The following is a 14,912-nucleotide window of genomic DNA, read 5'->3' as shown; positions in this document are numbered from 1 at the left end:
GACAGCTCACGCCAGTCCGTAAACCCGGCGTGCGTTGTCCGCCGCGACCATCCGGGCCACCCGCTGGGCGTCCTCCAGGGACCAGGCTCCCTCGGCGACCCAGGTGCCCAGGACCCGGGCCAGGGCCTCGCGGAACAGCCGGGCGCCGACGACGTGCAGCTCGGGCAGGCCATGGGCGCCCGTGGAGAAGAGGATCTTGCCGAAGGGGGCCAGCTCCAGGATCTCGGCGAGGACGGTGGCCGCACGGGCGCCGGTGCGGACCAGCGCGGCGCCGGAGTCGGTGTAGACGTGCGGAAAGACGCCGGCCAGATGCGCGGCGTGGCGGTGGTACGGGTAGCCGTGCAGCAGGATCAGATCGGTGCCGAGGCCCGCCGTGGCCCGCACGAAGTCGGTGAGCAGCACGGGGTCGGTACGGTCGATGCGGGAGGCCGGTTCGCCGAGCCCGGCGTGCAGTTGGAGCGGAAGGCCGGAGGCCACGGCGATCCACAGCAGATGCCGTAACAGCACCGGGTCGGTGAGCGGCCCGCCGACCCGCCGCCCGGCCAGCCAGCGGCCCGCCGCGCCCCGCACCTCTCCCGGCCCCGGCGGCTCGGGCGCGAGCGCCAGGCCGTGTCCCAGCCCCGCGACGGAGGTGAAGGCGACCGCGTTCGCGGCGGCACCGTGCACCGACTCGGCGAGGTTGGCCAGGAAGGACTCGACCGTGCCGGAGGTGTCGGCGACCTGCTCCGCGAGCTGCTCCAGCCGGACGATTTCACGGGCGTCGGCATCGCCCGTGGACGCCAGCTCGGCGGGGCCGGTGAGGTCGCCGGGCAGGCCGGTGTCGACGAGGTAGGTGGTGATGCCGCTGCCGCGCAGCAGCCTGCGGCCCGCTTCCAGGACGCCCAGTTCCCGGCGCCGGGCCAGATAGCGGGCGGGCGGGCAGTGCGGTTCCAGGCCGAGCAGGGGCGGGCACCAGCGCCGTACGGCGAATCCCGTCTGCGTGTCGAAGAGGGTGGTGCCCGGTGCGGGTGGGCCCTCGGTGCGGGCGAGTTGGGCCTCGAAGGTGCCGAGGCCCAGCTCTGTTCGCAGTACGCCGTGGCAGTACTGGTCCACGAGGGACGGCGTTTCGATCATCCCGGACTCCCCGTGTGCACCGGCTTTCGCGGCTTAACGAGTGAACGGGGTGGGAAGTCGCGGATCAGCCCGGGAATGCGCGTTCGTCGGCGGCTGCCGGTCCGTCATGGTCGCCCGCAGTTCCCTGCCCCCTTCAGGGGCGCGCTGTTCAGCCGCCGATCTGAATGCCGGCCATCCGCTTCCATTCGTACGAGCCCGTCTTCACCTTCGCCGCGAACTCGCCGTCGAAGGACTCGTGGACGGTGATACCGGCCTTCTCCACCGCCTGCTGGGCGATCTCGGTGCTGGGGGCCACCAGGTCGCCCCAGCCGCCGTCCTCGCCGACGAGGACGATGCGGGCGCCGCGCTCGCCGATGTAGGCCACCTGGCCCTCGGCGCCGCCGTGGGCCTTGGCGAAGGCGCTGATCTCCCGGGCGAGCTTTGCGGCCTTGCGGTCGGCCCTCGCGTCAACCTGCTGCGTGTCTGCCATGGCCAGGATGCTACTCGTGGGTAGATCGACTGGCGAGAGCAGGGCTCTGTGACGTACGCCCGGCGTGTGTCAGCGCAGGAACGGGTCCACCGCGATCGCCACGAACAGCAGCGACACATAGGTGATCGACCAGTGGAACAGCCGCATCTCCTTCAGCTTCACGCCGGTGACCTCGGCCTTGGCCCGGTTCTGCAGCGCGTGCGCCTCCCACAGCCACCAGCCGCCGGCGGCCAGCGCGACGGCCGTGTAGAACCAGCCGGTGTAGCCGAGCGGGGTGAGGAGCAGGGAGACGGCGACCATCACCCAGCTGTAGATCACGATCTGCTTGGCGACGACCTTGTTGGAGGCGATCACGGGCAGCATCGGCACGCCCACGCGCGCGTAGTCGTCCTTCACCTTCATGGACAGCGGCCAGTAGTGCGGCGGGGTCCAGAAGAAGATCACCAGGAACAGGATGACCGGCGCCCAGGAGAGCGAGTCGGTCACGGCCGACCAGCCGATGAGCACGGGCATGCAGCCCGCGATGCCGCCCCACACGATGTTCTGCGAGGTACGCCGCTTGAGGAGCATCGTGTAGACGACGACGTAGAAGAGGAGTGCGCCGAGGGACAGCCAGGCGCTCAGCCAGTTGACGGTGAATCCGAACAGGAGCGTCGAGACGACCGCGAGGGTGATGCCGAAGGCGAGGCACTCGGGCGGGCTGACCATGCCGGTCACCAGCGGGCGCTGCGAGGTGCGGTCCATCAGGGCGTCGATGTCCCGGTCGATGTACATGTTCAGCGCGTTGGCGCCGCCCGCGGACAGGTAGCCGCCGATGCAGGTGAGCAGGACCAGTCTGAGGTCCGGCACACCCTGCTGCGCCAGGAACATCACCGGAACGGTGGTGATGAGCAGCAGCTCGATGATCCGCGGCTTGGTCAGAGCCACGAACGCCTTGACACGGGCCCCGAACGGCCGGTGAACCGGGCCCTGGCTCGCACCACGAACCACACCCGCTGGACGGGATTCGACGGCCGTCACGCACACCCCTGACAGAGACTCCCAGCGAGCCTTCCCGGTGAAGTCGCGGTAAAGGCTCGCGCGTACCACGCCACTTTAGACGTTGCCCATACCCCGGCCTTCGCGGGGGTGGGGTCGTGTTGGCGCACGCCCCATAAGAGGGGACGGGTCACTCGATTGAGCGCTCAGATGACCGGGTCCGTATTCATGTGCCAAATGCCGTGTCGGCGCAGTCGGGAGGCGGATCCGACAGAGTCCCGGCAGTCTGGAAACACTCGAAAAAATGCACGTCCTTGCGAGGGTAGGCTCGTCAGCGGCCGGCGGGCAGAAGCGCGCCGGCGGCCGGGTGGGCGCATGCCCCGAAGACCGGCGACCGACATGTGGAGAGGAGCCCTGACCCAGGGTGAGCACCAAGCCGACCACCACAGACCTTGAGTGGACCGAGCTGGACCAGCGGGCCGTGGACACCGCCCGGGTCCTGGCCGCCGACGCCGTACAGAAGGTCGGCAACGGCCATCCCGGTACGGCGATGAGCCTGGCCCCGGCCGCCTACACCCTCTTCCAGAAGGTGATGCGGCACGACCCGGCCGACCCGGAGTGGGTCGGGCGCGACCGCTTCGTGCTGTCCGCCGGCCACTCTTCCCTGACCCTCTACACGCAGCTCTACCTGGCCGGCTTCGGCCTGGAGCTTCAGGACCTGGAGTCCTTCCGCACCTGGGGTTCGAAGACCCCGGGCCACCCGGAGTACGGGCACACCAAGGGTGTCGAGACCACCACCGGTCCGCTCGGCCAGGGTGTCGCCAACGCGGTGGGCATGGCGATGGCCGCCCGCTACGAGCGCGGTCTGTTCGACCCGGACGCGCCGCAGGGCGAGTCGCCCTTCGACCACTTCATCTACTGCATCGCCGGTGACGGCTGCCTCCAGGAGGGCATCTCCGCCGAGGCGTCCTCGCTGGCCGGCCACCAGAAGCTCGGCAACCTGATCCTGCTGTGGGACGACAACCACATCTCGATCGAGGGCGACACCGAGACGGCCGTCTCCGAGGACACCGTCAAGCGCTACGAGGCCTACGGCTGGCACGTGCAGCGCGTGGAGGCCCAGGAGAACGGCGACCTGGACCCGCGGGCCATCTTCGCCGCGATCCAGGAGGCGAAGAGGGTCACGGACAAGCCGTCCTTCATCGCGATGCGCTCGATCATCGCCTGGCCGGCCCCGAACGCCCAGAACACCGAGGCCGCGCACGGCTCGGCGCTGGGCGATGAGGAGGTCGCGGCCACCAAGCGCGTCCTCGGCTTCGACCCGGAGAAGAGCTTCGCCGTCGAGGACGAGGTGATCACGCACACCCGCAAGGCCCTGGAGCGCGGCGCCCAGGCACGCGCCGACTGGGAGAAGTCCCTGCAGGTGTGGCGGGACGACAACCCCGAGCGTGCCGCCGAGTTCGACCGCATCAGCCGGGGCGAGCTGCCCACCGGCTGGGAGGAGAAGATCCCGGTCTTCGAGCCGGGCAAGGGCGTCGCGACGCGTGCCGCCTCCGGCAAGGTGCTGCAGGCGCTCGGCGCGGTGATCCCCGAGCTGTGGGGCGGCTCCGCCGACCTCGCCGGGTCGAACAACACCACCATCGACAAGGAGAGCTCGTTCCTGCCCGAGGGCAACCCGCTGCCCGAGGCCAAGCCGTACGGCCGCACCATCCACTTCGGCATCCGCGAGCACTCGATGGGCGCCGAGATGAACGGCATCACGCTGCACGGCAACACCCGTGTCTACGGCGGCACGTTCCTCGTCTTCTCCGACTACATGCGCAACGCGGTGCGCCTGTCGGCCCTGATGCACCTGCCGGTGACGTTCGTGTGGACGCACGACTCCATCGGCCTCGGCGAGGACGGCCCCACCCACCAGCCGGTCGAGCACCTGGCCTCGCTGCGTGCCATCCCGGGCCTGAACATCGTCCGCCCGGCGGACGCCAACGAGACCGCCATCGCCTGGCGCGAGATCCTGGGCCGCTGGACGAAGGAGTTCGGCAAGGGCCAGCCGCACGGCCTCGCGCTCACCCGCCAGGGCGTGCCGACGTACGAGCCCAACGAGGACGCGGCCAAGGGTGGCTATGTCCTGTTCGAGGCCGACGGCGGCGAGCCGCAGGTGATCCTGATCGCCACCGGTTCCGAGGTGCACGTGGCCGTGGAGGCGCGTGAGCGGCTCCAGGCCGAGGGCGTGCCGACGCGTGTCGTGTCGATGCCGTCCGTCGAGTGGTTCGAGGAGCAGGACCAGGGGTACCGGGACTCCGTGCTCCCGCCCTCCGTCAGGGCCCGTGTGGCCGTGGAGGCGGGCATCGGGCTGACCTGGTACCGCTATGTCGGAGACGCCGGCCGCATCGTTTCCCTGGAGCACTTCGGTGCTTCCGCCGACGGCAAGGTGCTCTTCCGCGAGTTCGGCTTCACTGCCGAGAATGTGGCCGCCAAGGCCCGGGAATCCATCGCCGCCGCCCAGCGCTGACGCTCATATACGACACGTAGGAGATGTAATTCCATGACAGACGCACTGAAGCGCCTCTCCGAGGAAGGCGTGGCGATCTGGCTGGACGACCTGTCGCGCAAGCGGATCACGTCCGGCAACCTCGCCGAGCTGATCGACCAGCAGCACGTCGTGGGCGTCACCACCAACCCGACGATCTTCCAGAAGGCGATCAGCGGCGGTGACGGCTACGAGCAGCAGGTCGCCGACCTCGCCGCCCGGAAGGTCACCGTCGAGGAGGCCATCCGCATGATCACCACGGCGGACGTCCGCGACGCCGCCGACATCCTGCGCCCGGTCTTCGACGCCACCGGCGGCAAGGACGGCCGGGTCTCCATCGAGGTCGACCCGCGCCTGGCGCACAACACCAGGGCCACCGTCGCCGAGGCCAAGCAGCTGGCCTGGCTGGTGGACCGCCCGAACACCCTGATCAAGATCCCGGCCACCAAGGCGGGTCTGCCGGCGATCACCGAGACGATCGGTCACGGCATCAGCGTCAACGTCACCCTGATCTTCTCCCTGGAGCGGTACCGGGCCGTCATGGACGCCTACCTCTCCGGCCTGGAGAAGGCCAAGGAGCGCGGCCTGGACCTGTCGCTGATCCACTCCGTGGCGTCCTTCTTCGTGTCCCGCGTGGACACCGAGATCGACAAGCGCCTGGACGGCATCGGCACCGACGAGGCCAAGGCGCTGCGCGGCAAGGCCGCCGTCGCCAACGCGCGCCTCGCCTACCAGGCGTACGAGGAGGTCTTCTCCTCCGACCGCTGGCAGGCGCTGGAGAACGCGGGCGCCAACAAGCAGCGTCCGCTGTGGGCGTCGACCGGTGTGAAGGACCCGGCGTACCCGGACACGCTGTACGTCACCGAGCTGGTCGCGCCGAACACGGTCAACACCATGCCGGAGGCCACGCTGGAGGCCACCGAGGACCACGGCGAGATCAGCGGCGACACCATCGCCGGCACCTACGAGCAGGCGCGTGCCGACCTCGACGCGCTGGAGAAGCTCGGCATCTCGTACGACGACGTCGTGCAGGTGCTGGAGGACGAGGGCGTCGACAAGTTCGAGGCGTCCTGGAACGACCTGCTGAAGTCCACTCAGGCGGAGCTCGAGCGCCTTGCCCCTTCGGAGGGCTGAGTTGTCACCCCTTTCCGGTTCCGGAGCGAACCCGCTTCGTGACCCGGCCGACCGACGGCTCCCGCGTATCGCGGGGCCGTCCGGTCTGGTCATCTTCGGTGTCACGGGCGACCTGTCACGCAAGAAGCTGATGCCCGCGGTGTACGACCTCGCCAACCGGGGTCTGCTGCCGCCGGGCTTCTCGCTGGTGGGCTTCGCCCGCCGCGAGTGGGCGCACGAGGACTTCGCGCAGGAGGTCCACGACGCCGTCAAGGCGCACGCCCGTACGCCGTTCCGCGAGGAGGTCTGGCAGCAGCTCATCCAGGGGATGCGCTTCGTCCAGGGCACCTTCGACGACGACGACGCCTTCGAGCGCCTGCGCTCCACCATCGACGAACTGGACAAGGCACAGGGTACGAGCGGCAACTTCGCCTTCTACCTGTCGGTGCCGCCGCGCTCCTTCCCGGTCGTCATCCAGCAGCTGAAGAAGCACGGGCTGGCCGACCAGTCGAGCGGTTCCTGGCGGCGCGCGGTCATCGAGAAGCCGTTCGGCCACGACCTGAAGTCGGCCGAGGAGCTCAACAAGGTCGTGCACGAGGTGTTCGAGCCGGACCAGGTGTTCCGCATCGACCACTACCTCGGCAAGGAGACCGTCCAGAACATCCTGGCGCTGCGTTTCGCCAACACGATGTTCGAGCCGATCTGGAACCGGTCCTTCGTGGACCATGTGCAGATCACCATGGCCGAGGACATCGGCATCGGCGGCCGGGCCGGCTACTACGACGGCATCGGCGCCGCCCGTGACGTCATCCAGAACCACCTGCTCCAGCTCATGGCGCTGACCGCCATGGAGGAGCCCGCCTCCTTCGACGCGGACGCGCTGGCCGCGGAGAAGGAGAAGGTGCTCGGCGCGGTACGGCTGCCCAGGGACCTGGGCCGCAGCACCGTGCGCGGGCAGTACGCGGGCGGCTGGCAGGGCGGCGAGAAGGTCATCGGCTACCTCGAAGAGGACGGCATCGACCGGAAGTCGAAGACCGACACCTACGCGGCGATCAAGCTGGAGATCGACAACCGCCGCTGGGCGGGCGTCCCCTTCTATCTGCGCACCGGCAAGCGCCTCGGCCGCCGCGTGACGGAGATCGCCGTCGTCTTCCAGCGGGCCCCGCACTCCCCCTTCGACACCACGGCGACGGAGGAGCTGGGCCAGAACGCGATCGTCATCCGCGTCCAGCCGGACGAGGGCGTGACCGTGCGGTTCGGTTCGAAGGTGCCGGGCACCTCGATGGAGATCCGGGACGTCTCCATGGACTTCGCCTACGGCGAGTCCTTCACGGAGTCCAGCCCTGAGGCGTACGAGCGCCTGATCCTGGACGTGCTGCTGGGCGACGCCAACCTCTTCCCGCGCACCGAGGAGGTCGAGCTGTCCTGGAAGATCCTCGACCCGATCGAGGAGTACTGGGACAAGCACGGCAGGCCCGCGCAGTACCAGTCGGGCACCTGGGGCCCCGCCGAGGCGGACGAGATGCTCGCACGAGACGGACGGAGCTGGCGCCGCCCATGAAGATAGACCTGACCGACACCACCGCCGGCGACATCAACAAGGCGCTCGTCCAGGGCCGCCGCGCCATCGGCACCCCCGCCGTCGGCATGGTCCTGACCCTCGTCATCGTCACCGACGAGGAGAACGCCTACGACGCGCTGAAGGCCGCCAACGACGCCTCCCGCGAGCACCCCTCGCGCACGCTGGTGGTCATCAAGCGGGTCTCCCGCACTCCGCGCGACCGCACTTCCTCGCGTCTCGACGCCGAGGTGCGGGTGGGCGCGGACGCGGGCACCGGCGAGACGGTGGTGCTGCGGCTGTACGGCGAGGTCGTGGGCCACGCGGACTCGGTCGTGCTGCCGCTGCTGCTGCCGGACGCGCCGGTGGTCGTGTGGTGGCCGGTGAACGCCCCGCTGGACCCGGCGAAGGATCCGCTGGGCGCGCTCGCCCAGCGCCGGGTCACCGACACCTACGCCGCCGAGCAGCCGGTGCGGGAGCTGTCCGCCCGCGCCGAGGCCTACACGCCCGGTGACACCGACCTGTCCTGGACCCGGATCACGCCGTGGCGTTCGATGCTCGCGGCGGCCCTGGACCAGGTCACCTGTGAGGTGCGGGCCGTCGAGGTGGAGGGCGAGGAGTTCAACCCGAGCTGTGAGCTGCTGGCGATGTGGCTCGCGGACCGGCTGGACGTACCGGTGAAGCGGTCGCTGTCGGGCGGTCCGGGCCTCACCGCGGTCCGCCTGGACACGAGCTGCGGCCCGATCGTCCTGGACCGCGCGGACGGCACGCTGGCGACGCTGTCCATCGAGGGCCAGCCGGCCCGCGCGGTGGCGCTGAAGCGGCGGGAGACCGCCGAGCTGATCGCGGAGGAGCTGCGCCGGCTCGACCCGGACGACACCTACGCGTCGGCGCTGCGCTACGGCGTGGAGCGGCTGAACACGGTCCCGGAGCAGTCCGGTCAGGAGCCGGTCGCCGAGCCCCAGCCGGAAGAGGAAGCGGCCAAGGCACCGGCCAAGACCGCGAAGAAGGCACCTGCGAGGAAGGCGGCGGCGAAGTGAGCACTCCGCAGCTGGTCGTCCACCGCGACAAGGAACTGATGGCACAGGCCGCCGCGGCCCGCCTGATCACGAAGATCGTGGACGCGCAGGCCTCCCGGGGCACCGCGTCCGTGGTCCTCACCGGCGGCCGCAACGGCAACGGCCTGCTGGCCGCGCTGGCGGCGGCCCCGGCCCGGGACGCCATCGACTGGGGCCGGCTCGACCTGTGGTGGGGCGACGAGCGCTACCTGCCCGAGGGCGACCCCGAGCGCAATGTCACGCAGGCCCGCGAGGCCCTGCTCGACTCGGTCCCGCTGGACCCGGAGCGCGTGCACGCCATGCCCGCCTCCGACGGGCCGTACGGTACGGACGTCGACGCGGCGGCGGAGGCGTACGCGGCGGAGCTGGCGAAGGCGGCCGGGCCGGAGAACCACGGCTCGGTCCCGACGTTCGACGTCCTGATGCTGGGCGTCGGCCCGGACACCCACGTGGCCTCGCTCTTCCCGGAGCATCCGGGGGTACGGGAGACGGAACGCACGGTGATCGGCGTCCACGGCGCCCCCAAGCCGCCGCCGACCCGGGTCTCCCTCACCCTCCCGGCGATCCGCGCGGCCCGCGAGGTCTGGCTTCTCGCGGCCGGCGAGGACAAGGCGGAGGCCGCGGCCATCGCCCTGTCGGGCGCGGGCGAGATCCAGGCCCCGGCGGCAGGCGCGCACGGCCGCTCGCGCACGCTGTGGCTGCTGGACGCCGCCGCGGCTTCGCAGCTGCCGCGGTCGCTGTATCCGCCGGCTTCGCCGTGACGCTCTCTCACGGATAGGGACGGCGGGGACTTCGGTCCCCGCCGTCCCTCATTTCACCGAGCCCGCCATCACGCCCTGCACAAAGTGCCGCTGGAACGCGAAGAACACGACCACCGGCACGATCAGGGACAGGAAGGCGCCCGGGGCCAGGACGTCGATGTTGCTGCCGAACTGGCGGATCTGGGACTGGAGTTCCACGGTCAGCGGCTGGGAGGAGCTGTCGGCGAACAGCAACGCCACCAGCATGTCGTTCCAGACCCAGAGGAACTGGAAGATGGCGAGGGAGGCGATCGCGGGCCGGCCCACGGGAAGGACCAGGCGCGTGAAGATGCGCCACTCGCTGCCCCCGTCCATCCGGGCCGCCTCCAGCATCTCCTTCGGCATCTCCGCGAAGTAGTTGCGCAGCAGGAACACGGCGAAGGGGAGGCCGTACGCCACATGGAACAGGACGACTCCGGGGATCGTGCCGAACAGGCCGAGCGCGCCGAAGAGTTTGGCCACCGGCAGCAGACCGATCTGCACCGGCACCACCAACAGGGCCACCACCAGCAGGAAGAGGGGCTCCCGGAACGGGAAGTCCAGCCAGGCGAAGGCGTATCCGGCGAGGGCGGCGATGACCACGACGAGCGTCGTGGCCGGCACCGAGATCAGGACCGTGTTCCAGAAGGCCTGCGTCATGCCGGAGTTCTTCAGCAGGGCCGAGTAGTTGTCGAAGGACAGCCGGCCGGGGCTGGTGAGCGCGGTCCACCAGCCGCCCTTCGCGGTGTCCTGGGCCGAGCGCAGGGAGGACACGAAGAGGCCGGCGAGCGGGGTCAGCCAGACCAGGCCGATCACCACCAGGAAGGCCTGCACCAGGCCGTTGCCCAGGCCCCGCCGGACGGTGTTCATCGCCGAGTTCATCGCTGGCTCCTTCGGAAGCGGCGGACGTTGAAGACCATCGCCGGGATGACCAGGAGCAGGAGCAGCACGCCCAGCGCGCTGCCGAGGCCCTGATTGTTGCCGCCGCCGAAGGACACGAGCCACATCTGGGTCGCGAGCACCGTGGCGTCCTCCTGCACCGGTCCGGGCGCGATGATGTAGACGAGGTCGAAGACCTTCATCACGTTGATGACGAGGGTCACGAAGACGACTGTCAGCACGGGAGCCAGCAGCGGGACCGTGATCCGGCGGAAGATCTGCCACTCGTTCGCGCCGTCCATCCGGGCCGCCTCCAGCGCGTCCCGGGGCAGGGTCGACAGGCCCGCGCCGATCAGCACCATCGCGAAGCCCGTCCAGATCCACAGGTACGCGCCGATGATCGCCGGGGTGACCAGCGTCGGCCCGAGCCAGGAGACGCCCTGGTAGGGCGGGGCGAAGTTGGATGCGGGCAGTTTCACCGTGTACGAGCCCGCGCGCAGCCCGGGGAAGCGGAAGGAACCGTCGGCCGCGGTGGTCGTGCTCGCGACCGTCTGCCCGTCGCGCACCGCCTGCACGCGCATGCCGGGCAGGCCGCTCTCCTTCGGGTCGACCCGGCCCTGCCTGCCGCCCCCGCCGGGGGTGAAGTCGAGGTAGACGACACCGCGCAGCTCGCCGGGCACGGCCTTGCGAGTGGCCGCCGCGGCAGCGGGCTCGGCTCCCTTCGGCAGGTCCTTGGGCAGCACCCCGACCATCGGGAGCGCCACCGTGTGGCCGGCGGCGGCGGTCGTGCGGTACGAGCCGTCGGGGTCCTGGGTCAGCAGGCCCTGACGGCCGCGCGCCGTCGGGTACGACGACGTGCCCTCGAAGGCGTCGTGGACGGAGACGACGGCCGCGTTCAGCACGCCCTTGTCCGGGTCCTGGTCGTAGGCGAGCCGGAAGATGATGCCGGCGGCGAGGAAGGACACGGCCATCGGCATGAAGAGCAGGAGCTTGAAGGCGGTGGCCCAGCGGACCTTCTCGACCAGCACGGCCAGGATCAGGCCGAGGCCGGTCAGCAGGGACGGGGCCACCACCACCCAGATGGCGGTGTTGCGGATGGCCTTCAGGGTCGCCGGGTCGCGGAACATCTCGGCATAGTTGTCGCCGCCCACGAACCGGGTGCCGGAGGCGTCGAAGAAGCTGCGGCCGACGGAGAACAGCACCGGGTAGACGACGAGCGCGCCGAGCAGCAGCAGCGCGGGGAAGACGAAGAGCAGGGCGATCAGCCGGGCGCGCCGCCGGCTGCGGCGCCCGCGCGCCTCGCCGGCGGCCCGCGGGCCCGCCTGCTGTTTCACAAGAGTGGTGGCGGTCATGTTCGCTGCCGGTCAGCCCTGGTAGGCCTTGGCCGCCGCGGACTCCAGCTTCGCCGCGGTGCCCTTCGGGTCGGACGGGTCGCGCAGGAAGTCCTGGAGGAGCTTCCACTCGCCGGCGCCCTTGGTGCCGCCGAAGGCCGCCGGGGCCTGGTCGGACATGTCGAAGCGGACCGAGTCGCCCGCGTCGATCAGGGACTTGGCGGTGGCGCGGGCGACGTCGTCGCCGTAGGAGGCGAGGTCGAGCTTCTTGTTCGGGGACAGGAAGCCGCCCGCCTTCGCCCACACGGCGGCCGCCTCGGGGCTCGCCAGGTACTCCAGGAGCTTCATGCCGGCCTTGGCGTTCTTCCCGTCCTTCAGCACCACGGCCGCGTCACCGCCGCTGACGACCGGTGCCGTGCCGCCGTCGACCGCCGGGAACGGGAAGAAGTTCGCGTCCTTGCCGATCGTCTTGCCGAACTGGTCGTGCGCGACCCCGGCCACGAAGTCGCCCTCGTAGACCATGCCGGCCTCGGGCTTGGGCCCGAACACCTTCTCCACCGAGCTCGGGAAGTCGGTGTTCAGGGCCTCCTTCTGGCCGCCCGCGATCAGCTGCTTGTCCTTGAACAGCTTGCCGAGGGTGGTGAGCGCCTTGACGACGGAGGGGTCGGTCCACTTCAGCTGGTGGGCGGCGAGGGCGTCGTACTTCTCGGGGCCCGCCTGGGAGAGGTAGATGTTCTCGAACCAGTCGGTGAGGGTCCAGCCGTCCTCACCGGCGACGGAGAAGGCGGCGAGCCCGGAGTCGGAGACGGTGTGGCCGGCCTTGAGCAGCTCGTCGTACGTCTTCGGCGGCTTGACCCCGGCCTGGGTGAGCGCGTCGGGGCTGTACCAGACGGTGGACTTGTGGGCGGCCTTGAAGTACAGGCCGTACAGGGTGCCGTCGACGCTGCCGTACTTCTTCCACACGGGCGCGTAGTCGGCGGTGATCGTCTGCTGGGCGGTCGGGGACAGCGACTTGAGCCAGCCCTTCTTGGCGAACTGCTGCAGGACGCCGACCTGCGGGACCATCACGACGTCGGGCGCGTTGCCGCCCTCGATCTTGCTGCCGACGACGGTGGAGACGTTGTCGCCGGTGGAGATGAACTGCGTCTTGGCGCCGGTCTTGGCGGTGAACGCGTCCAGGACCTTCTGGAAGTTCTTCTGCTCGCTGCCGGTCCAGACGCCGGCCACGGTGACGGTCTGGCCGCTGAGCGCCTTGTCGCCGCCGCCGGCCGAGACGGGGCCGCCGCCGCAGGCGGTCGCGCCGAGCGCCAGGGCGAGGGCGGTGCAGCTGGTGAGCAGGGTGGTACGGCGTCGCATCATCGTCGATGTCCCTTCGAGAGGTGGTTGATCACAGGTCGCTGAGCCACCAGGCGGCCGTGGCGCCGGGCAGCACGCCGGCCGGGCAGGAGCCGCTGGAGAGCAGAGGGGTGCCGGAGACGGGGGCGGGCGTGGGAGCCGTGCCGAAGTTGACGGCGCAGACCAGGCCGTCGCCGCGGGTGAAGGCGAGGACGCCGGGCGGGGTGTCCAGCCAGCTCAGGGCACCCTCGCCCAACTGCGGCAGGGAGCGCCTGAGTTGGAGTCCGTCGCGGTACAGGTGCCAGAAGGAGCGGGTGTCGGCGAGGGCGCGGTCGGTGGCGTACTCGGCGAAGTAGTCCGGCTGGGGCAGCCAGGGCTTCACCCCCTCGACACCGGAGGTGAAGCCGAACGGGGAGGCCTGGCCGGACCAGGGCAGCGGCACCCGGCAGCCGTCACGGATGCGGGCGCGGCTTCCGGTGCGGCGGAATATGGGGTCGGTGAGGACGTCGTCGGGCAGGTCGACGACCTCGGGCAGGCCCAGTTCCTCGCCCTGGTAGATGTACGCGGCTCCGGGCAGGGCCAGCATCAGCAGCGCGGCGGCGCGGGCGCGGGCGGCGCCGAGGCCGCTGCCCTCGGGGGCGGGTTCGCCGTAGCGGGTGACGGTGCGGACCTGGTCGTGGTTGTTGAGGACCCAGGTGACCGTGGAGCCGGTGCCGGCGATGTCCTGCATGGCCTCGGAGATGACCTTGCGGAAGGCGTCGGCGTCCCAGGGGGCGCCGAGCAGGTCGAAGAAGAATGCCTGGTGGAGTTCGTCGGGGCGGACGTATTGGGCGTGTTCGCGGGCGGTGGGGACGGAGACCTCGCCGACCAGGAGGCGTTCGCGGCCGTCGCGTGCGGTGTACTCCTCGCACAGGGCGCGCCACCGGCGCCACACCTCGTGCACCTCGGGCTGGTTCCAGGCGAGGGGGTTGACCGAGTCGCGGGTGCGGGCGTCGGCCTCGGGGTCGTCGGAGTCGGGCAGTGCAGGGTGCTTGTAGAGGCCGGCGGCGACGTCGATGCGGAAGCCGTCGACGCCCCGGTCCAGCCAGAAGCGCAGGACGCGGTCGAACTCGGCGGCGACCTCGGGGGTGCGCCAGTTCCAGTCGGGCTGCTCGGGCGTGAACATGTGCAGGTACCACTGGCCGTCGGCGACCCTGGTCCAGGCCGGACCGCCGAACATGGCGTGCCAGTTGTTGGGCGGCTCGCCGCCGTCCGGGCCGCGGCCGTCGGCGAAGTGGAAGCGGGCGCGGGCGGGGCTGCCGGGCTCGCTGTCCAGCGCCTCGCGGAACCACGGGTGCTCGCTGGAGCAGTGGTTGGGGACGATGTCGAGGAGCACCTTGATGCCGAGCCGGTGCGCGGCGGCCGTCAGCAGGTCGAACTCGGCGAGGTCGCCGAAGAGCGGGTCGACCCCGCAGTAGTCGGCCACGTCGTAGCCGTGGTCGTGCTGCGGCGAGGGATAGAACGGGCTCAGCCAGATCCCGTCGACGCCCAGCTTCTTCAGGTACGGCAGCCCGGCCCGGACGCCGGCCAGATCGCCGACGCCGTCGCCGGTGCTGTCGAGAAAGCTGCGGACGTAGACCTGGTAGATCACCGCGTCACGCCACCAGTGGTACTTACTCAGCATGCATGCATGTTAGGTAGGCGTGTCGTGAGGGTGTCAACGAAAAGAACGCAAGCTACCGGGGAGTTGGGTGCGCGAATATGGACTTAACGGGGCATCGCGCACCGAG

12 protein-coding genes are annotated in these 14,912 nt (G+C 70.5%); 5 read left to right on the top strand and 7 right to left on the bottom strand.

Features of this window, described 5'->3' with window-relative positions; all coding sequences use genetic code 11:
* Nucleotides 1-6: 6 nt before the first annotated feature.
* The 3 genes from ACWCQS_RS11235 to ACWCQS_RS11225 form a co-directional block, all read right to left on the bottom strand.
* Nucleotides 7-1,113 carry an amidohydrolase family protein gene (locus ACWCQS_RS11235; RefSeq protein WP_451004175.1) on the bottom strand — a complete coding sequence of 369 codons (1,107 nt, stop codon included), beginning with the start codon at nucleotides 1,111-1,113 and terminating at the stop codon, nucleotides 7-9.
* A gap of 148 nt (nucleotides 1,114-1,261) precedes the next feature.
* Nucleotides 1,262-1,582, bottom strand: coding sequence for a hypothetical protein (locus tag ACWCQS_RS11230; RefSeq protein WP_388621135.1), 321 nt, complete (start codon nucleotides 1,580-1,582; stop codon nucleotides 1,262-1,264).
* Between the two features lie 69 nt (nucleotides 1,583-1,651).
* Nucleotides 1,652-2,608, bottom strand: coding sequence for a heme o synthase (locus tag ACWCQS_RS11225; RefSeq protein ID WP_451004174.1), 957 nt, complete (start codon nucleotides 2,606-2,608; stop codon nucleotides 1,652-1,654).
* 376 nt (nucleotides 2,609-2,984) lie between these two features.
* Between ACWCQS_RS11225 and tkt the strand changes: the two genes are divergently transcribed.
* From tkt to pgl, 5 genes are read left to right on the top strand one after another with little or no spacing between them, the layout of a single operon-like run.
* The gene (gene tkt / locus ACWCQS_RS11220) at nucleotides 2,985-5,072 is read left to right on the top strand and encodes a transketolase (protein ID WP_451004173.1); all 2,088 of its coding nucleotides are present in this window, start codon (nucleotides 2,985-2,987) and stop codon (nucleotides 5,070-5,072) included.
* A gap of 33 nt (nucleotides 5,073-5,105) precedes the next feature.
* On the top strand, nucleotides 5,106-6,224 hold the full coding sequence (tal, locus tag ACWCQS_RS11215; protein ID WP_450980535.1) for a transaldolase: 1,119 nt from the start codon (nucleotides 5,106-5,108) through the stop codon (nucleotides 6,222-6,224).
* Nucleotide 6,225: 1 nt separating this feature from the next.
* Nucleotides 6,226-7,764 carry a glucose-6-phosphate dehydrogenase gene (gene zwf / locus ACWCQS_RS11210; RefSeq protein ID WP_388621142.1) on the top strand — a complete coding sequence of 513 codons (1,539 nt, stop codon included), beginning with the start codon at nucleotides 6,226-6,228 and terminating at the stop codon, nucleotides 7,762-7,764.
* Complete coding sequence (gene opcA / locus ACWCQS_RS11205; RefSeq protein ID WP_451004172.1) at nucleotides 7,761-8,801, top strand: glucose-6-phosphate dehydrogenase assembly protein OpcA; 1,041 nt, start codon at nucleotides 7,761-7,763, stop codon at nucleotides 8,799-8,801. The genes zwf and opcA overlap by 4 nt, the downstream gene beginning before the upstream one ends.
* Complete coding sequence (pgl, locus tag ACWCQS_RS11200; protein WP_388621145.1) at nucleotides 8,798-9,580, top strand: 6-phosphogluconolactonase; 783 nt, start codon at nucleotides 8,798-8,800, stop codon at nucleotides 9,578-9,580. The genes opcA and pgl overlap by 4 nt, the downstream gene beginning before the upstream one ends.
* Before the next feature lie 48 nt (nucleotides 9,581-9,628).
* On the opposite strand, the gene ACWCQS_RS11195 is transcribed toward pgl, so the two are convergent.
* The 4 genes from ACWCQS_RS11195 to ACWCQS_RS11180 are packed head-to-tail and all read right to left on the bottom strand — an operon-like array spanning nucleotide 9,629 to nucleotide 14,806.
* A complete protein-coding gene (locus ACWCQS_RS11195) occupies nucleotides 9,629-10,468 on the bottom strand; it encodes a carbohydrate ABC transporter permease (RefSeq protein WP_451004308.1) in 840 nt (279 codons plus the stop codon).
* Between the two features lie 8 nt (nucleotides 10,469-10,476).
* Nucleotides 10,477-11,829 carry an ABC transporter permease subunit gene (locus tag ACWCQS_RS11190; RefSeq protein ID WP_451004171.1) on the bottom strand — a complete coding sequence of 451 codons (1,353 nt, stop codon included), beginning with the start codon at nucleotides 11,827-11,829 and terminating at the stop codon, nucleotides 10,477-10,479.
* Between the two features lie 12 nt (nucleotides 11,830-11,841).
* Nucleotides 11,842-13,167, bottom strand: a complete 1,326-nt coding sequence (locus ACWCQS_RS11185; RefSeq protein WP_451004170.1) for an ABC transporter substrate-binding protein — start codon at nucleotides 13,165-13,167, stop codon at nucleotides 11,842-11,844.
* Between the two features lie 28 nt (nucleotides 13,168-13,195).
* Nucleotides 13,196-14,806 (bottom strand): glycoside hydrolase family 13 protein, encoded by a 1,611-nt coding sequence (locus ACWCQS_RS11180; RefSeq protein ID WP_451004169.1) that lies wholly within the window; start codon nucleotides 14,804-14,806, stop codon nucleotides 13,196-13,198.
* Between the last annotated feature and the right edge of the window lie 106 nt (nucleotides 14,807-14,912).

Source organism: Streptomyces sp. NPDC002076, from assembly GCF_053593835.1.
Note: the sequence above shows the minus strand (reverse complement) of the source record. Positions and strands in the feature narration are given on the sequence as shown.